This window comes from Pseudomonas fakonensis (assembly GCF_019139895.1).
Classification (GTDB): Bacteria; Pseudomonadota; Gammaproteobacteria; order Pseudomonadales; family Pseudomonadaceae; genus Aquipseudomonas; species Aquipseudomonas fakonensis.
Genome location: NZ_CP077076.1, coordinates 187,218 through 204,954 on the forward strand (window position 1 = coordinate 187,218; position 17,737 = coordinate 204,954).

Sequence of the window (17,737 nt, forward strand, 5' to 3'; positions counted from 1 at the left end):
TGAACAACCTTTCATCCACCCCTGCGGTCACCCCCGGTTGACGACAGGGGGAGGGCGGGGCGTATATTGATAGTTAGCAAACTATGAATATATTCGGTTCCCCAATGTCCCTCGACGCACTGCAACTGAAAATCAGCAGCGGCATGGTGGTGGCAGCCCGGCACTGGCGTCGCCTGTGCCAGGGCGCCCTGACCGGCTATGGCATTTCCGAGGCCTGCGCGGTGCCGTTGCTGATGATCGTGCGCCTGGGCGATGGCGTGCACCAGGTGGCCGTGGCCCAGGCCGCGGGCCTGGAAAGCCCGTCGCTGGTGCGCCTGCTCGACCAGCTGTGCAAGGCCGGCCTGGTAAAGCGCTGCGAAGACCCGCTGGACCGCCGCGCCAAGGCGCTGAGCCTGACCGCCGAAGGCCGCGCCCTGGCCGAGTCCATCGAAGGCGAGCTGGTACGCCTGCGCCGTGAGGTGCTGCTGGGCATCGAGCCGGCAGACCTTGAAGCCACCCTGCGGGTGATCCAGGCCTTCGAAGCCGCCGGAATGCAACCGTGAGCGGCTTTTTCAGCTCGGTGCCACCGGCCCGCGACTGGTTCTACGGCGTGCGTACCTTCGCCGCGTCCATGATTGCCCTGTACATCGCCTTGCTGCTGCAACTGCCGCGCCCCTACTGGGCCATGGCCACGGTGTACATCGTCTCCAGCCCGTTCGTCGGCCCGACCAGCTCCAAGGCCCTGTACCGCGCCCTGGGTACTCTGCTGGGTGCCGGCGGGGCGATCTTCCTGGTGCCGCCGCTGGTGCAGTCGCCGTTGCTGCTAAGCATCGCCATCGCGCTGTGGACCGGCACCTTGCTGTTCCTCTCGCTGAACCTGCGCACCGCCAACAACTATGTGCTGATGCTGGCCGGCTACACCCTGCCGATGATCGCCCTGGCGGTGGTCGACAACCCGCTGGTGGTGTTCGATGTGGCCTCATCCCGGGCCCAGGAGATCTGCCTGGGCATCGTCTGCGCGGCGGTGGTCGGGGCGATTTTCTGGCCACGCCGGCTGGCGCCGGTGGTGGTCGGGGCCACCGGCAACTGGTTCAGCGAAGCGATCCGCTACAACGACACCTACCTTGCCCGCGAGGTCAGCGCCGACAAGGTCGGCGGCATGCGCGGAGCGATGGTTGCCACCTTCAACTCGCTTGAGCTGATGATCGGCCAGCTCGGCCACGAAGGCGCCGGCCCGCACACCCTGAAGAACGCCCGTGAGCTGCGCGGGCGGATGATTCACCTGCTGCCGGTCATCGACGCCCTGGACGACGCCCTGGTGGCGTTGGAGGGCCGCGCCCCCGCGCAGTTCGCGCAACTTCAGCCGGTACTTCAGGCCGCCCGCGAATGGCTCAAGGGCACCGCCGACAGCGCCTCGGTAGCGCGCTGGACTGCCCTGCACGAGCAGATCGACCGCCTGCAGCCCGGCGCTGCGGCGCTGGACCAACGCGCCGAGCTGCTGCTGTCCAACGCCCTGTACCGCCTGACCGAATGGGCCGACCTGTGGCAGGACTGCTGCACCCTGCAGCACGCCCTGCGCCTCGACGACCCCACGCCCTGGCGCGCGGTGTACCGGCACTGGCGCCTGGGCCGCCTGACGGCGTTCTTCGACCGTGGGCTGATGCTGTACTCGGTGGTATCCACGGTGCTGGCGATCATCGTCGCCTGCGGCCTGTGGATAGGTTTGGGCTGGAACGACGGCGCCAGCGCGGTCATCCTGGCGGCGGTGTCGTGCAGCTTCTTCGCTGCCATGGACGACCCGGCGCCGCAGATCTACCGGTTCTTCTTCTGGACCTTGATGTCGGTGATCTTCTCAAGCCTCTACCTGTTCCTGGTGCTGCCCAACCTGCACGACTTCCCGATGCTGGTGCTGGCCTTCGCCGTGCCGTTCATCTGCGTCGGCACCCTGACCGTGCAGCCGCGCTTTTACCTGGGCACCTTGCTGACCATCGTCAACACCTCGACCTTCATCAGCATCCAGGGCGCCTACGACGCGGACTTTTTCGCCTTCATCAACGCCAACCTGGCCGGCCCCGTGGGCCTGCTGTTCGCCTTTATCTGGACCCTGGTGATGCGCCCGTTCGGCGTGGAGCTGGCGGCCAAGCGCATGACCCGCTTCGCCTGGCGCGACATCGTCGAAATGACCGAGCCGGCCACCCTGGCCGAGCACCGCCAGGTTGGCGTGCAGATGCTCGACCGGCTGATGCAACACCTGCCGCGGCTGTCGCAAACCGGCCAGGACAGCGGCGTGGCGCTGCGCGATTTGCGCGTGGGGCTGAACCTGCTGGACCTGCTGGCCTACCTGCCGCGCGCCGGCGCCCAGGCCCGCGAGCGCCTGACCACGGTGATCGAGGAAGTGGGCGCGCACTACGCCGCCTGCCTGCGCGCCGGCGAGCGCCTGCACGCCCCGGCCGCGCTGCTGCGCAACATGGAGCGCGCGCGCCTGGCGCTGAACCTGGATGAACTCTACGAACGCGGCGACGCCCGCACCCACCTGCTGCATGCCCTGGCGGGCCTGCGCCTGGCGCTGCTGCCGGGGGTGGAGGTGATGCTCGAGCCTGCCGAACAAACGCAACTGCCCCCCGGCCTGGACGGAGCGCCCCTGTGATCGGTGAACTGGATATCAGCGGGGTGTTCCTGCCCACGCTGCTGGTGATGATGTTTGGCACCTACCTGTTGTTCCTGGGGGTGCACGCGGTGCTGGTGCGCCTGCATTTCTACCGCCTGGTCTGGCACCGGGCGCTGTTCAACGTTGCCCTGTATGCCGTGCTGCTGGGCGCGGTCGACCACTTTTGCCGAAGCCTGATGCTGCCATGAAAAAACCTTTGCTGACCTTGGGCCGCGCGGTCCTGACCTTGCTGGTAGTGACCCTGGCCACCGTGCTCGTGTGGCAGATGGTGGTGTACTACATGTTCGCCCCCTGGACCCGCGACGGGCACATTCGCGCCGACGTGATCCAGATTGCCCCGGATGTGTCCGGGCTGATCCAGCAGGTTGAGGTGCGCGACAACCAGACCGTCAAACGCGGCGACGTGCTGTTCACCATCGACCAGGACCGCTTCACCCTGGCCCTGCGCCAGGCCAAGGCGACCCTCGGCGAGCGCCAGGAAACCCTGGCCCAGGCCAGCCGAGAGGCGCAGCGCAACCGCAAGCTGGGTAACCTGGTGGCGGCCGAGCAGTTGGAAGAGAGCCAGTCCCGCGAGGCACGCGCGCGTTCGGCGGTCAGCGAGGCCCAGGTGGCGGTGGACACCGCGCAGTTGAACCTCGACCGCTCGGTGGTGCGCAGCCCGGTGGACGGCTACCTCAACGACCGCGCCCCGCGTAACCACGAATTCGTCAACGCCGGGCGGCCGGTGCTGTCGGTGGTCGACAGCGCCTCGTACCACGTCGATGGCTACTTCGAGGAAACCAAGCTGGGCGGCATCAACGTCGGCGATGCCGTGGACATTCGCGTGATGGGCGACAACACCCGCCTGCGCGGCCATGTGCAGAGCCTGGCCGCCGGCATCGAAGACCGCGACCGCAGCAGCGGCGCCAACCTGCTGCCCAACGTCAACCCGGCGTTCAGCTGGGTGCGCCTGGCCCAGCGTATTCCGGTGCGCATCGCCTTCGACGAGGTGCCGCAGGACTTTCGCATGATCGCCGGGCGCACTGCGACGGTGTCGATCATCGAGGGCCAGCGCCCATGAAACAGCTGATCCTGGCCGGGCTGTGCCTGTCTTTGGGGGCCTGCATGATGGTCGGCCCCGACTATGAGGTGCCCAAGGATGCGGCGCTGCAACGCAGCGACCTCAACGGCCCGCTGCGCCAGGATGCAGGCAGCGTGGTGTCGGCGCCGGTGCCCGAGGACTGGTGGCAGCTGTACCAGGATCAACGCCTCAACGCATTGGTACGCCAGGCCTTGAGCGCCAACACCGAGCTGCGCGTGGCTGCCGCCAACATCGCCCGGGCCCGGGCCCAGGTCGAGGTGGCCGAGTCCCAGGGCGGTTTCAACGGTGGCTTCAAGGCCGGTGCCCAGCGTTTGCAGGAGTCCGGCGAAGCCTTCCTGCTGCCGGAGAAAGTGCCGGTGGCCAATATCGGCGAGGCGATTTTCAGCGCTTCGTACCAGTTTGACCTGTGGGGCACCTTCAAGCGCGGCACCGAGGCTGCCAAGGCCAACGCCGATGCGGTGCAGGCGGCGGCTGACACGGCGCGCATCACCCTGGTGGCGGATGTGGTCAAGGCCTACACCCAGGTGTGCTCGGCCAACGAGGAGTACCACATTGCCCATGAGTCGCTCGACCTGCAGCAGCAGAGCGTGCAACTGACCCAGCGCCTGCGCGATGCCGGGCGTGGCGACGACACCCAGGTGACCCGTTCGCAGACCCAGTTCAAGTCGTTGCGCGCCGAGCTGCCGCGCTTCAAGGCCGAGCGTGAGGCCGGGCTGTACACCCTGGCGGCGTTGCTGGCAAAGCCTGTGGAGCAACTGCCTGCCGGTACCGCCGACTGCGCCGAGCTGCCCCAGCTTGCGCAACTGGTACCTGTGGGTGACGGCGCTGCGCTGCTCAAGCGCCGCCCCGACGTGCGCCAGGCCGAGCGCCAGCTGGCGGTTGCGACCGCGGAAATTGGCGTGGCCACCGGCGCGCTGTACCCGGACATCAGCATCGGCGCCCAGGTGGGCACCATCGGTATCCTCGAGAACCTTGGCCAGGCGTCGACCAACCGTTGGGGCATTGGCCCGCAGATCAGCTGGAGCATCCCCACCAACGGCACCCGGGCACGCATTCGCATGGCCGAGGCCTCGACCCAGGCGGCGCTGGCGCATTTTGACGGGGTGGTGTTGAACGCCATTCGCGAGACCCAGACGCGGTTGGCCCAGTACAGCGCTTTGCTGGACCGGCGGGATGCGCTGGCCGAGGCCGAGCGCTCGGCGAAGGAATCGGCGGACCAGACGCATTTGCGCTACCAGGTGGGGCGCGAGTCGTTTTTGGCGGACTTGCAGGCGACGCGGACCTATACCGATGTGCGGGCGCAGTTGGCGGCGGCGAACAGCCAGGTGGCCATGGGGCAGATCGGGGTGTTTCTGGCGTTGGGTGGGGGGTGGAAGGGAGAGTTGCGTAAACCTTGATGGTTGCGTCAACTTCAATGAGAGCAAACGAAATGCAGAATTAATTGGATCGCAAGCGTATGGCTAGCTGCGAAAGCAATTCAGCAGGCGAGGCTTCTTGATAGTTTTCCTTTTGCATAAGAAGCTGACCAAAAGCAAGAGTATCATTGTCATAGTTTATTCTTGATAGCTCGTTAGGAGTGAGAGGAGCCTTATTGTTAGCATAAGCCAATGCAAAAGCAGCCGCCCCTTCTTGTCCATTGCGATAGAGGTGCACGCCCATCTCGAAAAATCGCCCACGTGCTGAGTCAAGAATAGATCCAGGGGCCGCTTGGTAAGTGTCATCAGGATAAAGATTTCTGGCTATAGTATAAATGTCTGTCAGGTATTCAACCCTACGCTTGAATACTTCTGGAGATGTCGGGCTCCAGTGAGGTTGAACGTCGTGCCGCAGGCTGGACAGTGCGGTCTGAGATGGATGCGAAGAGCGTGACTGAAGGATTGGAGCTCTTGGTTTAAGCTGCGGTGTCTTGAAGACGGGTTTTTCCATGTGACCGCTTGGGTCGGTCTTGTTGATGGGGTCCCCTGAACAATATGCATAGGCGTTGAGTCCCCCTGCACCAAAAGGGCTCATGTTGTCAGGTAAATTAAAACGTCTCAGTACTGTGTTTAACAAGCGATAGCCATTACCTAAGAAGTAGCCGCCTGTTATCGGCTCGCGCCATTCGCTATTGAACATTAAAGTCTGCATTACTGACAGGTGTGCCGGAGCGTCGCCATAAGCTGTGTAACTCAGCACCTGAACCCGATCACTGCTTGACCGGGCTTGCAGCACGGAGCCTGGTTCATTGGTAGCCATCAACAGTGATTCGACGCCTTGGGCTGTCGTCCTGTATTCGGCGTGCGCGATATTTGCGGTGTGCAGTAGCGAAGAGCTGATGCCATCGTTAATCAGCGTGTGAAGCTTTTTGCCTTGATAAAAGAGTCGAGTGGCCATGCTGTCGTTGATCCTGGAGAGGGCGGCATTGACCTGACTATCAATAAATTGCTGTGGGGCGACAACTGACAGAATTGTCAGGTGCTCATCTAATGCCAAAGCCCTGTGCAGGCATTCGAGGGCCAATCGCCGGCAAGCCGGCTCCTACAGGTAAAGCGCAGGCCTGAGGCTTATGTGATCCATGTGGGAGCGGGCTTGGCCCGCTCCCGCGAATAGAGGCCTGGCTTAGGGTTGCATCAAGGCATGCAGGTGCCTGGCTGGAGGTGGCATCAGGGCATGCAAGTGCTCGCCACAAACCTTGCGGCGCCTATGAGATCGAGCGCCGCCCGCGCGGCGCATCGCGACACAAGGCCGCTCCCACATCTGTTTCGGGCCAATGAGTCCTGTGAAAGTACCGCTGCCCGCCTTGGCGCATGTCTTGAGGCTTGTGGTGCAGCATTGGCGACCACACTGCAACCGCGTCGTACCAACAAGGCGAACCAGGTGATGGCACAGGAAAGACTGGCCCGAAACAAATGTGGGAGCGGGCTTGCCCGCGAAGCGCCGCGCGGGCGGCGCTCGATCTCATAGGCGCCGGAGAATCCTCGGCGAACACCTGGTGGCCGTGATGCGGTCCAGCGACAGGCCCTACCAGCCTCACAAATTTCGTCGATCCCCCCAAAAAACCGTACGAAATTTCCGAGCTTGAAACCAAATCCTACAGATCCTAATGGTTTAGGACCTATCCTACGCACCTTGCGGAAGTTTCGATGTTGTCGGGGAAATGCCTCAGGAATAACGTCCTCGGGTCGCTTTTGGCGATCGGGATTGAGACCCCCGGCAACATGAGAATTACACCGCTTATGGCGGTCGTACGCGGGCAGGCTTCGGCCTGATCGGGTTTCTCATGTGGCCCGGGTCTCACACCTGCGTACGACTGCCACCCAACTCAGTGAGACGAGGAGGAAGGTAGTTCCTTAAGGTCCACGTGAGGCTTCATCAATGAAAAAACTCGTCCCCGACCCACCCCGCACCCCCACCCCCTTCTTCTCCATCCAAAGCCACCTCCTGCCCGCCGACGCCCTGGCCCACGCCAGCGAGCTGCTGCGCGGCATCAGCGAAACCCTCGACGAACACTGCCGCCTGCACGCCGGCGAACCCGGCCTGAACATGCTGGCCAACGCCGCCCACAGCACCGACATGGCCCGGGCCCTGGTGGAACATGCACTGGCGCGCCTGGACGCGGCGCAGGGGGTTGGCGCATGAGCGAGGTAACCAACACCTTCACCACCGTCGGCAGCGAAACCTGCCTGGATATGTTCCGGGTGCAGCCGGGTATCCCCCTGGAGCGGGTACTGGGCGAAATTGCGGTATTGCTGGGGTGCATCCGCCACCTGTCCACCGAGGCAGAGATGGAAGGCGACCTGCTGGCGGGGAGTGCGGCGCGGATCTTGAGCGACATGGCCAAGGCGCTGGCCAATGACCTGGAGCGGGGGATGAATCGGGCGGGGCGGTAGCCTTTGCAGGCAGCGCTGTACCTGTGGGGAGCGGCCTTGTCGGGGCGCCGTCCGGTCGAGATGGGGCGCGAAGCGGCCCCAGGATTTCGGCATCATGCAAGATCGTCGGGGGCTGCTTCGCAGCCCATCGCGGCACAAGGCCGCTTCCCACGGGACCGCGTAGCCTGCAAACCTGCGCTGTACCTGTAGGAGCCGGCAAGCCGGCTCCTACAGGGGCCCCAAGGCTGCAGGAGCAGGGGCCTTAGTTCAACACCCGCGCCGGCTCATCCGGTGGCAGGTTGTTCTGCCCGCGTGGGCGGCCTGGCTTGCCGGCCACCGGGCCGCCAAGCTGCTCGGCCATCTGCTGCGCCACATCTTCACCCAGCGCCTTGGACACATCACGCACCACCCGTGGGCGGTTCAGTGTCACCCGGCGATCACGGCCGTTCACCAGCTTGGTGTCCTGGCCCTCACCCATGGCGGTGAACGCCGAGGTGATCTCGTAGGTGCGGGTGTTGATCAGGCTGAAGTCGGCCACCACGGTCAGGCCCAGCACCGCCGAATAGCTGTTGGTGTGGTCCAGCGCGTTGATGTCCTGCTGGAAGTCGATGTCCGACAGGGTGCCGAACAGCACGTAGTCGGCACCCGGGAACGCGCCGTTCTTGATGCGGCGGATCACGTCGTACACGTCTTCCTTGGAGCTGGCGGTATAAGGGCGGGCCTGGACCAGCTGGAACATGCCGGTCTTGAGGATTTCACCCTTGATGTCGCCACCGAACTTGCGCAGCTCGGTCTGCTCGATGTAGCTGTTCAGGCTTTCGTACTCGCTGTAGCTGGCCTGGGCGCTGCCGTGGTACATGCTCGACTGGGCACTGCTCTGGGCGTTGACGGTGTGGATGTACTCCTGCACCTGGGCCTCGTAGGCCAGGTCGGTCACCGCCACCTTGGGGGCCGCCTGGGCGCCGAACGCGCAGGCCAGGCCAATCACTGCCATCCATGCACGCATTGGTCAGCGCTCCGTGGTCTTGCGGATTTCTTTTTCGTCCATCCACTCGGCCAGGCCGCTTTCGACGTCGATCAGCTGCAGGCTGAACTTGTAGAACACGTCCTTGTAGTCGCTGCTGCGCTTGACGATCGAGCTGATCGAGCCTTCCAGGCGGTACTTGGCGGCAATCATGTTGCCGGTCTTGGCCACGGTGTTCTTCTTGTACAGGCCGCTCTGGTTCTGCAGCTTGAGCTGGTCGACCTGGCTCTGCATGGCGTTGTTGTCGCTGGCAAAGCGGGCTACGCCGCTCTTCATCAGCTGGGTCTTGATCGAGGTGGTGATTTCGCGGGTATCGATGTACTCGCTGGTCTTGTTCTTCACGTCGTACACCTGCACCACCGGGCGGCCGCTGAGCACGCCGGACTGGGCCAGGGAGCGGGTCATGCTTTCGGCGATCATCTGCAGGTCGGTGGAGCCGAACTCGTTGGTCACAAGCTCAACGGCCTTGCTGTCGCCGTAGCTGATGTTCTTGCCGCCGAGTACCGGCGATGGGGTGCTGCAGCCGCTGACCAGGGCGATGGCGATGGCGGCGAGGGAAAGGCGTGCAAACATGGAAGGTGCTCCTGAAAATTTTTACCGGGTGTGGACTTCGAGGCGGAAGTCGGTGGCTTGCGGCGTTGGCGCAATGGCCGGCAGGAACTTGGCCTGCTTGCCGTACAGCGGCAGGGCCTTCCAGCTTTCTTCGTCACCCACCGGGAAACCGTCGTCGCCCAGCCAGGCGAAGCGGTAGAACAGGGTCTGGTTGCTGCGGCTGCTGTTGTTCAGCGCCACGTTGACGGTGAGAAAGCCGTTTTCGCGGGCGACCCGCATCTGGCCGATCTCGATGTCGTCCAGCTGGCCCATGGTCACCACCTTGCTGGCGGCGCTGCCCGGAGCGGGCGGGGGCGGGGTGGCGCAGCCGGCCAGAAGGGCGGCTGCAGCCAGGGCGAGGCATGTTCTGCGCATGTTCAGTCCTTGAAAGTCATTTGAGTGCGGCAACGGCCTGGGCCGGGGCCTGTGGAGCGATTACCTGCACGGCTGGGCCGCCGGCGAACACCTGGTTGCCGACCACCCGCAGGCTGACCACCTGGTAGGGGCGGTCGATCTTCACCTTGACCTGGGTGCCGCCCAGGGCCGACGGCACGCTCAGCTGGTGCTCGCCGGGCGCCAGGCGCAGGCGCGCGACCAGGGTCTGGTCGGGCAGGGTGCGCCAGGTGCGGGTGTCGGCACCTTCAACCACCGCCGAGGCCAGGCCTACTACCAGGCCGGCCATGGGGTTGGCCTTGTTCAGGTTCTTCTGCGCCACGCCACGGGTGATGCCGCGCACGCTGGTGCGCAGGATGATGCCCGGCATGTCGTCGCGCAGCGCCCGGCGCGACATGGCGCTGGTGCTGTTGAGCGAGGTCAGGGCCAGGGCCTTGTCGCCCAGGCGCACTTCGTTGACGGCGGCGGTGGAGGTGTCGTCACGCATGATCGGGAACGACAGCGGCACGATCACCAGTTCGTTCTCGATCGGCAGCGGCAGGGGAATGCGAATGGAGTCGCGGGCCGGCGCCAGGCCGCTTTGCACCACCACCAGCACATCGCTTTCGCCGGGCTTGGCGCTGTTCTTGTCGAGGTTCAGCAGGGCCTGGTCGAGCAGCGGGGTGTTCGGGCGCAGCTCGGCGGCTTTGCGGTAGCCCGGCGCGGCCAGGCCTTTTTCGCCCAGCGCTTCGTAGACGAAGCCCGACAGGTAGTGGCTGAAGGCGCTCTGGTAGCTGTTTTTCAGGTTGACCACATCCGGGGCGTCGAGGCTGGCGACCGGGTAACCCTGCAGGTCCTTGTACTCGGTCTTGATGCCTTCTTTTTCGGCTTCTTCCTCGCGCTTGAGGTATTCCTTGTCGCGCAGCTCGGCGATCACCGCCTCGCGCTCGTGGGTCTTCTTGATTTCGCTGCGGGCACCGTCGAAGTCGTTCTGCGCCAGCAGGTTCAGGGCCATTTGCGTGGTCAGCATGACCTTTTCGTAGTCATAGCCTTCGTAGCGGCGCACCTTGTCGTTGACCAGGTAGCTGCCGAACTGGCTGAGGTACTTGGCGGTGTCGAGCTTGACCGAGTCCTCCCACTGCAGCACCACGCTGTCGGCCGAGCGCCAGGCGTCCTGGCTGCCTTGCAGGTCGCCCTTGGAGCGCAGCAGTTCGCCTTTTTCGAAGTAGTAGAGCAGGTCTTTCTGCTCGCCCTTGTTGTTGCTTTCGAGCACGGCCAGGGCGGCGTCGACGTTGCCGGCGGCCAGTTGCTGGTTGGTTTCCTGCAGTTCGCTGTCGTAACTGCGGAACACCGAGCAGCCGGTCAGCTGCACGGCGGCGACCAGGGTCGCCAGGGTGAGGGCACGGGATACCATCGGACTTCTTCAATCCCTGAATCGGTGAGGGCCACGGGGGGGGCGGGGCGGCAGTCCCTCTGGTTATTACCAGATCCTCTCAATGGAGGCGCCTTGATTGCCATTGGCTATTATGGCGGCGCGGATTATACCCAAAGTACTAGCGCAGTGATGGCCAATTGCTTTGTTTTTTGCAAGCCTTGCCATCAGACGAATGTTTCCCGACGAACGGTTTTCAATGGCAAATTTGTCGCAGAATTTTTCATGAAATCTGCCCGCCAGCCTTGAGTGGCAATGAGTGGAAGTGAACAATGTTCTCTTTCGTATTCCCAACGAGACTGGCCATGAATTCCCGTTCCCGTCTGCTCGCCTGGCTGCCTGCTGTTGTGCTGGGCCCGGTGCTGGCACTGTGCAGTACCCTGGCGCTGGCCGAAGCGCCCGCCGAGGCCACCAAGGCCCTGCACCTGCTGGACTACATCGGTGCCGACTACCCGCCGACTGTGCAGGCCGGCAAGGTGCTGGACGACGGCGAATACCGCGAGCAGCTGGAGTTCAGCGGGGTGCTGGCCGAACTGGTCAAGGGCTTGCCTGCCCACCCCGAGCAGCCGGCGCTGGCGCAAGAGGTGCAACGCCTGCACCAGGCCATCGAACAGCGCCAGGACGGTGCCGCGGTAGCCCGCCAGGCCCGCCAGCTGGGGGCTCGCCTGGCGGTGGCCTACGAGGTCAGCCAGGCCCCGGTGATTACCCCGGACCCGGCCCGCGGCGCGTCGTTGTATGCGCAAAACTGCTCGATCTGCCACGGCGACACCGGCCTTGGCGACGGCCCGGCGGGCGTCGGCCTGGAACCGGCACCGGCCAACCTGCGCGACGTTGCGCGGCTCGACCAGCTGAGCCTGTACGACCTGTACAACACCTTGGGCCTGGGCATCGACGGCACCGAGATGCCGTCGTTCGCCGACCAGCTCGACGAGCGTCAGCGCTGGGACGTGGCAGCTTATATAGCAAGCTTTACTGCCGACCCGCAGGCGGCCAAGGGCGACAAGGCCTGGAACATTGCCGACCTGGCCCGCCAGGCCCCGGCGGAAATCGCCGCCAGCGAAGGCGCCGCTGCCGTGCCGGCGTTCCGCGCCCAGCGCGCGCAGCCGCCGCAGGCCAAGCGCGGCCCGGCGCAGTTGCTGGAGTACACCTCCAGCACCCTGGACAAGAGCCTGGCTGCCTACCGCGCCGGCGACCACGACCAGGCCTACGACCTGTCGGTGGCGGCCTACCTTGAAGGCTTCGAGCTGGTGGAAAGCTCGCTGGACAACATCGACACCCAGGCCCGCAAGGACACCGAAAAATCCCTGATGGCCTACCGTCAGTCGCTGCAGGACGGCCTGCCGGTGGCCCAGGCCGAACAACGCCTGGCCGAGGCCAAAGGTAAGTTGGAGCAAGCCGCCAAGCTGCTGGGCAGCGATGGTTTGAGCTGGTCGCTGAGCTACATCTCCGGCCTGTTGATCCTGTTGCGCGAGGGGCTTGAAGCAATTCTGGTGCTGGCGGCGATCCTGGCCTTCTTGCGCAACACCGGCCAGCAGTCGGCGGTGCGCAGCGTGAATATCGGCTGGGGCCTGGCGCTGGTGGCCGGCTTTGCCACCTGGGCCGTGGCGGCCTACGTGATCGATGTTGGCGGCGCCCAGCGCGAGCTGCTCGAGGGCTGCACGGCGCTGTTCGCGGCGGTCATGGTGTTGTGGCTGGGGGTGTGGATGCACGATCGGCGCCACGCCGCCGCCTGGCAGGACTACATCAAGAGCAGCCTGGTCAGCGGTGGCGGGCGCTTCGGCTTTGCCATGCTGGCGTTCTTCTCGGTGTACCGCGAGCTGTTCGAGGTGATCCTGTTCTACGAAACCCTGTGGCTGCAGGCAGGCCCTGCCGGGCACCAGGCGGTGCTGGCCGGTGGCGCCACCGCGCTGGTGCTGCTGGTGGGCCTGGCCTGGGTGATCCTGCGCGGTTCGGCCAAGCTGCCGCTGTCGCTGTTCTTCAGCATCAACGCAGCCTTGCTGTGCGCGCTGTCGGTGGTGTTCGCCGGGCATGGCGTGAAGGCGCTGCAAGAGGCCGGCGTGCTGGGCACGCGGCCGGTGGCATTCTTCGAGTTCGACTGGTTGGGCATTCATGCCGACGCCTATTCGCTGAGTGCGCAGGTGGTGGCGTTGCTGGCCATCGTGTTCCTGTATGGGCGTAGCTGGCTGGCCGAGAGGCGCCGGGCGGCGGCGGGCTGAACAGGGGGCCGCTGCGCGGCCCATCGCAGGCAAGCCTGCTCCTACAGGGATCGCAGGCTTGCCTGCGATAGGGCCGAACCTGCGACAATGGCGGCCCGCTAAACCCAGGAACAACTCCCATGCGTGTATGGATCGATGCCGACGCCTGCCCCAAGGCGGCCAAGGACCTGATCGTCAAGTTCGCCCTCAAGCGCAAGCTGGAGGTGGTGATGGTGGCCGGCCAGGCGCAGGTCAAGCCGGCCTTCGCCTGTGTGCGGCTGATCGTGGTGCCCAGCGGCATGGACGCCGCCGACGACTACCTGGTGGAAAACGCCGTGCCCGGCGAGCTGGTGATCTGCAGCGACGTGCCGCTGGCCGACCGCTTGATCAAGAAGGGCGTGGCGGCGCTCGACCCGCGCGGGCGCGAGTTCGACGAGCGCAACATGGGCGACCGCCTGGCGGTGCGTAACCTGTTCACCGAGCTACGCGAGCAGGGCCAGGTGGGCGGTGGGCAGGCGCCCTATGGCGAGCGTGAGAAGCAGGCGTTTGCCAATTCGCTGGACCGTATTTTGACCCGGCTGTCCAAGGCCTGACGCGATCCTTGTAGGAGCGGCCTTGCCGGGGCGCCGTCCGGTCGAGATGGGGCGCAACGCGGCCCCAGGATCTATGCATCATGCAAAATCGCCGGGGCTGCGTTGCAGCCCATCTCGACCGGACGGCGCCCCGGCAAGGCCGCTCCAGGGTTCGGTGAGCGCTTACTGATCCTTCTCGTGGGTCAGCTCCAGCACCCGGTCCACCAGCTTGTAGATACCGCTGGCCGCCTCGCTGATCGACTTGGCTTCCATGTACGCCGGCGTGGTCACCAGCTTGCGCTGCACATCCTCGACGATGTCATGCACATCGCACTCTTCATGGGTGCCGCCCATCTTCACCACCGCTGCGGCAGTACCGGCATCCTTGCCAATGGTGCAGACCACCCCAGGCCCGTAGATTTTTGCCGCCAGCGCCGGCGAAATGCAGATCAGCCCGACCGGCTTGCAGGCTTCGGCAAAGGCCTCGGCCAGGGCCAGCAGGTCAGCGTTCACGCTGCATTCGGCGCCTTCGACGGCAAAGTTGGAGAGGTTCTTCGCCGCGCCAAAGCCCCCTGGCACGATCAGCGCGTCGAAGTCCTCGGCCTTGGCTTCGCGGATGTCCTTCACCTCGCCCCGGGCAATGCGCGCCGATTCCACCAGCACGTTGCGCGATTCGGGCATTTCTTTACCGGTGAGGTGGTCGATCACGTGCAACTGCGCGATGTTCGGTGCAAAGCACTGCACCTGGGCGCCGCGCTGGTCGAGGCGCAGCAGGGTGATCACGCTTTCGTGAATTTCGGCGCCGTCGTACACACCGCAGCCGGACAGGATCACCGCAACTTTTTTTGTCATGCTCATTACTCCAGGGTCGAGGCACTAAATGTCCTCTAGTTTGGCAGATGTCGCCATAGGGTTTCCTGCGGGCCGGGCCTACGCTCTGTGGATAACTCCCGAGACCGCTGCCCATGGACCTGATTCTGCTGGCCGTGCCGTTCTTCTTCGTACTGATTGCCGTGGAGCTGGTGGCCGACCGCGTGCGCGGCCAGCGCAACTACCAGCTGGCCGACTCGATCAACAGCCTCAGTACCGGGGTGCTGTCGACCACCACGGGCCTGTTGACCAAGGGCGTGGGGCTGGTCACCTACGCCATTGCCTGGGAGCACCTGGCGCTGCTGCGCCTGCCGGGCGATGCCTGGTGGGTGTGGGCGTTGGCGTTCGTGCTCTACGACTTCTGCTACTACTGGCTGCACCGCCTGGGCCACGAACGCAACGTACTGTGGGCGGCGCATTCGGTGCACCACCAGAGCGAGGAGTACAACCTCACCACGGCCCTACGCCAGACCAGCAGCGGTTTCATCTTTTCGTGGCTGTTCTACCTGCCGCTGGCGCTGCTGGGCGTGCCGCCGCTGGTGTTCGTCACCGTGGCCGCGCTGAACCTGCTGTACCAGTTCTGGGTGCATACCCGCCACGTGCCCAAGCTCGGCGCATTCGAGTGGCTGTTCATCACACCGTCCAACCATCGCGTCCACCATGCGCAGAATCCTTTGTACTTGGATCGCAACTACGGCGGGGTGTTCATAATCTGGGACCGCCTGTTCGGCACCTTTCAGGAAGAAGACCCGCGCGAGCCGGTGGTATTCGGCGTGACCACGCCGCTGGCCAGCTGGAACCCGTTGTGGGCCAACCTGCAGTTCTATGCGCAGTTGTTCAGTGATGCCCGGCGTACGGCGCGTTGGCGCGACAAGCTGCGCATCTGGTTCATGCCCACCGGCTGGCGCCCGGCGGATGTGGCGGCGGGTTATCCACAGCAAAAACATGAGCTGGCCGGCTTTCGCAAGTTCGCCATTGCGTTGAGCGGTGCGCAGCAGCTGTATGTGGTGGGGCAGTTCGCGGTGTATGTGGCGCTGGGCAGCTACCTGATGGACCGGGCCGGGCAACTGCCGCCCATGGCCCTAGTGCTGGGCTGGGCGCTGATGGCGTGGGGGTTGTTCGTGCTGGGCGCGGCGCTGGAAGACCGGCCCTGGGCGCCGCGCCTGGAGCTGGCGCGGCTGCTGTCGGTGGTGCCGGCCCTGTACTTGGCTGGCACCTGGGGGCTAGTGGTGGTTACGCCCCTGGCCTGGGTCCTGCTCCTGGCTTACGGCCTGCTCAGCATCATCGGCCTGGCCCTGTGCCGCCGCGCGGCGCTCGGCACGGCTGTTGCGAAAACGCCGGCGCAGCCACAGGCCCAGGCCCAGCAGCAGCAGGCCGCCAAGCACCCATAGCTCGTATTTTTTGATGCTGCCCAGCATGCCTTCGAGAATGGCCCCGAAGTGGTAGGCGGCCAGGCCCAGGGCCAGGGCCCAGACTGCGGCGCCGATGCCGTTGAGCAGCAGGTAGCGGCGTGGCGGGTAACCGGACAGGCCGATGGCCACCGGCATTACCGTGCGCAAACCGTAAACAAAGCGGAAGCTCAGCACCCAGATGTCCGGGTGACGGCGAATGTGTTCCAGCGCGCGGTCGCCCATGGCCTGCCAGCGCGGCTTGCGGGCGAGGATCTTGCGCCCGTGGCGGCGGCCCATGAAGTACCACAGCTGGTCACCGGCATAGCTGCCACAGAAGGCCACCAGCACCACCAGCTTGATATCCATGTATTCGCGGAACGCAAGAAAACCTGCCAGAACCAGGATGGTCTCGCCTTCGAAGAACGTGCCGAGAAAAAGGGCAAAGTAGCCGAAATCGTTCAGGAAATTTTGAAGCATTTTCAGGCGTGCTGGCGAAATGAACGCGCAGCCTACCCCTTCGCGGGCGCGGGGGAAAGTGTCCAAATGTGTCTCGACGTGAACATTTCCTACAAGGACAATGGCTGCGGCCACAAGTCGCAGGGTTGCCTCAGGGTGTAACACAGGCGTCATAATGGCCGCTTATAACTGTCGCGCTAGCCCGCCTGCGCGGGCTCAGGAGTCTGCCGTGAGCTTTACCCCCGCCAATCGCCTGTTCCCTGCTACTCGCCTGCGTCGCAACCGCCGGGACGAATTTTCCCGTCGCCTGGTTCGCGAGAACACCCTGACCGTCGATGACCTGATCCTGCCGGTATTCGTGCTGGATGGTGAAAACCGCCGCGAAGAAGTGCCGTCCATGCCGGGCGTCGAGCGCCTGTCGATCGACCTGCTGCTCGAAGCGGCGCAGGGCTGGGTGGAGCTGGGCATTCCGGCGCTGGCGTTGTTCCCGGTGACCCCGACCGAAAAGAAAACCCTCGATGGCGCCGAAGCCTGGAACCCGGACGGTATCGCCCAGCGCGCCACCCGCGCCCTGCGCGCAGCCTTCCCGGAGCTGGGGGTGATCACCGACGTGGCCCTCGACCCGTTCACCACCCATGGCCAGGACGGTATCCTCGATGAAGAGGGTTACGTGCAGAACGACATCACCGTCGACGCCCTGGTGCGCCAGGCGCTGTCCCACGCCGAGGCCGGTGCCCAGGTGGTTGCGCCGTCGGACATGATGGACGGGCGCCTTGGCGCCATCCGCGAAGCCCTGGAAGTGGCCGGCCACGTCAACGTGCGCATCATGGCTTACTCGGCCAAGTACGCCAGCGCCTACTACGGCCCGTTCCGCGATGCGGTGGGTTCGGCGCTGAACCTGGGCAAGGCCAACAAGGCCTCCTACCAGATGGACCCGGCCAACAGCGACGAGGCCCTGCACGAAGTGGCCCTGGACCTCGCCGAAGGCGCCGACATGGTCATGGTCAAGCCGGGCATGCCGTACCTGGACATCGTCCAGCGGGTCAAGGCCGAGTTCAAGGTGCCGACCTTCGCCTATCAGGTCAGTGGCGAGTACGCCATGCACATGGCCGCCATCCAGAACGGCTGGCTCAGCGAAGCCGTGATCCTCGAATCCCTCACCGCATTCAAACGGGCAGGCGCCGATGGCATCCTGACCTATTTCGCCGTGCGTGCCGCTCAATTGATGAGAGGGCAGTAACGCCCTCACAGGAACGTC

17 protein-coding genes and 1 pseudogene are annotated in these 17,737 nt (G+C 64.7%); 11 read left to right on the forward strand and 7 right to left on the reverse strand.

The window, feature by feature from the left end:
- Positions 1 to 104 precede the first annotated feature (104 nt).
- The 5 genes from KSS94_RS00755 to KSS94_RS00775 are packed head-to-tail and all read left to right on the forward strand — an operon-like array spanning position 105 to position 5,125.
- Complete coding sequence (locus tag KSS94_RS00755) at positions 105 to 542, forward strand: MarR family winged helix-turn-helix transcriptional regulator (protein ID WP_217841215.1); 438 nt, start codon at positions 105 to 107, stop codon at positions 540 to 542.
- Positions 539 to 2,626: an FUSC family protein gene (locus KSS94_RS00760; RefSeq protein WP_217841216.1), complete on the forward strand. Its 2,088-nt coding sequence runs from the start codon at positions 539 to 541 to the stop codon at positions 2,624 to 2,626. The genes KSS94_RS00755 and KSS94_RS00760 overlap by 4 nt, the downstream gene beginning before the upstream one ends.
- Positions 2,623 to 2,835 (forward strand): DUF1656 domain-containing protein, encoded by a 213-nt coding sequence (locus KSS94_RS00765; RefSeq protein WP_016392395.1) that lies wholly within the window; start codon positions 2,623 to 2,625, stop codon positions 2,833 to 2,835. Before KSS94_RS00760 ends, KSS94_RS00765 begins: the two co-directional genes overlap by 4 nt.
- Complete coding sequence (locus KSS94_RS00770) at positions 2,832 to 3,707, forward strand: efflux RND transporter periplasmic adaptor subunit (RefSeq protein WP_217841217.1); 876 nt, start codon at positions 2,832 to 2,834, stop codon at positions 3,705 to 3,707. The genes KSS94_RS00765 and KSS94_RS00770 overlap by 4 nt, the downstream gene beginning before the upstream one ends.
- Complete coding sequence (locus KSS94_RS00775) at positions 3,704 to 5,125, forward strand: efflux transporter outer membrane subunit (protein WP_217841218.1); 1,422 nt, start codon at positions 3,704 to 3,706, stop codon at positions 5,123 to 5,125. The genes KSS94_RS00770 and KSS94_RS00775 overlap by 4 nt, the downstream gene beginning before the upstream one ends.
- 40 nt (positions 5,126 to 5,165) lie before the next feature.
- On the opposite strand, the gene KSS94_RS00780 is transcribed toward KSS94_RS00775, so the two are convergent.
- On the reverse strand, positions 5,166 to 6,101 hold the full coding sequence (locus tag KSS94_RS00780; protein WP_217841219.1) for an RHS repeat-associated core domain-containing protein: 936 nt from the start codon (positions 6,099 to 6,101) through the stop codon (positions 5,166 to 5,168).
- Positions 6,102 to 7,082: 981 nt separating this feature from the next.
- Here KSS94_RS00780 and KSS94_RS00785 point away from each other — a divergent pair.
- Together KSS94_RS00785 and KSS94_RS00790 are read left to right on the forward strand one after the other, a co-directional pair.
- Positions 7,083 to 7,346, forward strand: coding sequence for a hypothetical protein (locus KSS94_RS00785; protein ID WP_217841220.1), 264 nt, complete (start codon positions 7,083 to 7,085; stop codon positions 7,344 to 7,346).
- Positions 7,343 to 7,597 carry a DUF3077 domain-containing protein gene (locus tag KSS94_RS00790; RefSeq protein ID WP_217841221.1) on the forward strand — a complete coding sequence of 85 codons (255 nt, stop codon included), beginning with the start codon at positions 7,343 to 7,345 and terminating at the stop codon, positions 7,595 to 7,597. Before KSS94_RS00785 ends, KSS94_RS00790 begins: the two co-directional genes overlap by 4 nt.
- A 241-nt stretch (positions 7,598 to 7,838) precedes the next feature.
- Here KSS94_RS00790 and KSS94_RS00795 read toward each other — a convergent pair whose 3' ends face one another.
- The 4 genes from KSS94_RS00795 to KSS94_RS00810 are packed head-to-tail and all read right to left on the reverse strand — an operon-like array spanning position 7,839 to position 10,977.
- Positions 7,839 to 8,582 carry a penicillin-binding protein activator LpoB gene (locus tag KSS94_RS00795; protein ID WP_217841222.1) on the reverse strand — a complete coding sequence of 248 codons (744 nt, stop codon included), beginning with the start codon at positions 8,580 to 8,582 and terminating at the stop codon, positions 7,839 to 7,841.
- A gap of 3 nt (positions 8,583 to 8,585) precedes the next feature.
- Positions 8,586 to 9,173: a penicillin-binding protein activator LpoB gene (gene lpoB / locus KSS94_RS00800; RefSeq protein ID WP_217841223.1), complete on the reverse strand. Its 588-nt coding sequence runs from the start codon at positions 9,171 to 9,173 to the stop codon at positions 8,586 to 8,588.
- 21 nt (positions 9,174 to 9,194) lie between these two features.
- Positions 9,195 to 9,566 (reverse strand): YcfL family putative periplasmic lipoprotein, encoded by a 372-nt coding sequence (locus KSS94_RS00805; RefSeq protein ID WP_217841224.1) that lies wholly within the window; start codon positions 9,564 to 9,566, stop codon positions 9,195 to 9,197.
- Between the two features lie 16 nt (positions 9,567 to 9,582).
- On the reverse strand, positions 9,583 to 10,977 hold the full coding sequence (locus KSS94_RS00810) for a COG3014 family protein (protein ID WP_217841225.1): 1,395 nt from the start codon (positions 10,975 to 10,977) through the stop codon (positions 9,583 to 9,585).
- Between the two features lie 290 nt (positions 10,978 to 11,267).
- Here KSS94_RS00810 and KSS94_RS00815 point away from each other — a divergent pair, with 290 nt between their 5' ends.
- Together KSS94_RS00815 and KSS94_RS00820 are read left to right on the forward strand one after the other, a co-directional pair.
- Entirely contained in the window at positions 11,268 to 13,211 is a 1,944-nt protein-coding gene (locus KSS94_RS00815) for an FTR1 family protein (protein WP_217841226.1), read from the forward strand.
- A 119-nt stretch (positions 13,212 to 13,330) separates the two neighbouring features.
- Complete coding sequence (locus tag KSS94_RS00820; protein WP_217841227.1) at positions 13,331 to 13,783, forward strand: YaiI/YqxD family protein; 453 nt, start codon at positions 13,331 to 13,333, stop codon at positions 13,781 to 13,783.
- A gap of 162 nt (positions 13,784 to 13,945) precedes the next feature.
- Here KSS94_RS00820 and elbB read toward each other — a convergent pair whose 3' ends face one another.
- Positions 13,946 to 14,614 (reverse strand): isoprenoid biosynthesis glyoxalase ElbB, encoded by a 669-nt coding sequence (elbB, locus tag KSS94_RS00825; RefSeq protein WP_217841228.1) that lies wholly within the window; start codon positions 14,612 to 14,614, stop codon positions 13,946 to 13,948.
- Between the two features lie 113 nt (positions 14,615 to 14,727).
- On the opposite strand from elbB, the pseudogene KSS94_RS27160 reads away from it, so the two are divergent.
- A pseudogene (locus tag KSS94_RS27160) lies at positions 14,728 to 15,354 on the forward strand (sterol desaturase family protein); the annotation flags it as partial.
- A 501-nt stretch (positions 15,355 to 15,855) separates the two neighbouring features.
- Here the strand turns inward: KSS94_RS27160 and KSS94_RS00835 are convergent.
- Entirely contained in the window at positions 15,856 to 16,500 is a 645-nt protein-coding gene (locus KSS94_RS00835) for a DedA family protein (protein ID WP_217841229.1), read from the reverse strand.
- A 208-nt stretch (positions 16,501 to 16,708) separates the two neighbouring features.
- On the opposite strand from KSS94_RS00835, the gene hemB reads away from it, so the two are divergent.
- A complete protein-coding gene (hemB, locus tag KSS94_RS00840) occupies positions 16,709 to 17,719 on the forward strand; it encodes a porphobilinogen synthase (protein ID WP_217841230.1) in 1,011 nt (336 codons plus the stop codon).
- Positions 17,720 to 17,737: the final 18 nt, after the last annotated feature.

What these genes read in the sequence shown, in the direction of transcription:
- KSS94_RS00755 (WP_217841215.1), top strand. Translation starts at nt 105, where the DNA reads ATGTCCCTCGACGCACTGCAACTGAAAATCAGCAGCGGCATGGTGGTG.
- KSS94_RS00770 (WP_217841217.1), top strand. Translation starts at nt 2,832, where the DNA reads ATGAAAAAACCTTTGCTGACCTTGGGCCGCGCGGTCCTGACCTTGCTG.
- KSS94_RS00775 (WP_217841218.1), top strand. Translation starts at nt 3,704, where the DNA reads ATGAAACAGCTGATCCTGGCCGGGCTGTGCCTGTCTTTGGGGGCCTGC.
- KSS94_RS00780 (WP_217841219.1), bottom strand. Translation starts at nt 6,101, where the DNA reads ATGGCCACTCGACTCTTTTATCAAGGCAAAAAGCTTCACACGCTGATT.
- KSS94_RS00785 (WP_217841220.1), top strand. Translation starts at nt 7,083, where the DNA reads ATGAAAAAACTCGTCCCCGACCCACCCCGCACCCCCACCCCCTTCTTC.
- KSS94_RS00790 (WP_217841221.1), top strand. Translation starts at nt 7,343, where the DNA reads ATGAGCGAGGTAACCAACACCTTCACCACCGTCGGCAGCGAAACCTGC.
- KSS94_RS00795 (WP_217841222.1), bottom strand. Translation starts at nt 8,582, where the DNA reads ATGCGTGCATGGATGGCAGTGATTGGCCTGGCCTGCGCGTTCGGCGCC.
- lpoB (WP_217841223.1), bottom strand. Translation starts at nt 9,173, where the DNA reads ATGTTTGCACGCCTTTCCCTCGCCGCCATCGCCATCGCCCTGGTCAGC.
- KSS94_RS00805 (WP_217841224.1), bottom strand. Translation starts at nt 9,566, where the DNA reads ATGCGCAGAACATGCCTCGCCCTGGCTGCAGCCGCCCTTCTGGCCGGC.
- KSS94_RS00810 (WP_217841225.1), bottom strand. Translation starts at nt 10,977, where the DNA reads ATGGTATCCCGTGCCCTCACCCTGGCGACCCTGGTCGCCGCCGTGCAG.
- KSS94_RS00815 (WP_217841226.1), top strand. Translation starts at nt 11,268, where the DNA reads ATGTTCTCTTTCGTATTCCCAACGAGACTGGCCATGAATTCCCGTTCC.
- KSS94_RS00820 (WP_217841227.1), top strand. Translation starts at nt 13,331, where the DNA reads ATGCGTGTATGGATCGATGCCGACGCCTGCCCCAAGGCGGCCAAGGAC.
- elbB (WP_217841228.1), bottom strand. Translation starts at nt 14,614, where the DNA reads ATGACAAAAAAAGTTGCGGTGATCCTGTCCGGCTGCGGTGTGTACGAC.
- KSS94_RS00835 (WP_217841229.1), bottom strand. Translation starts at nt 16,500, where the DNA reads ATGCTTCAAAATTTCCTGAACGATTTCGGCTACTTTGCCCTTTTTCTC.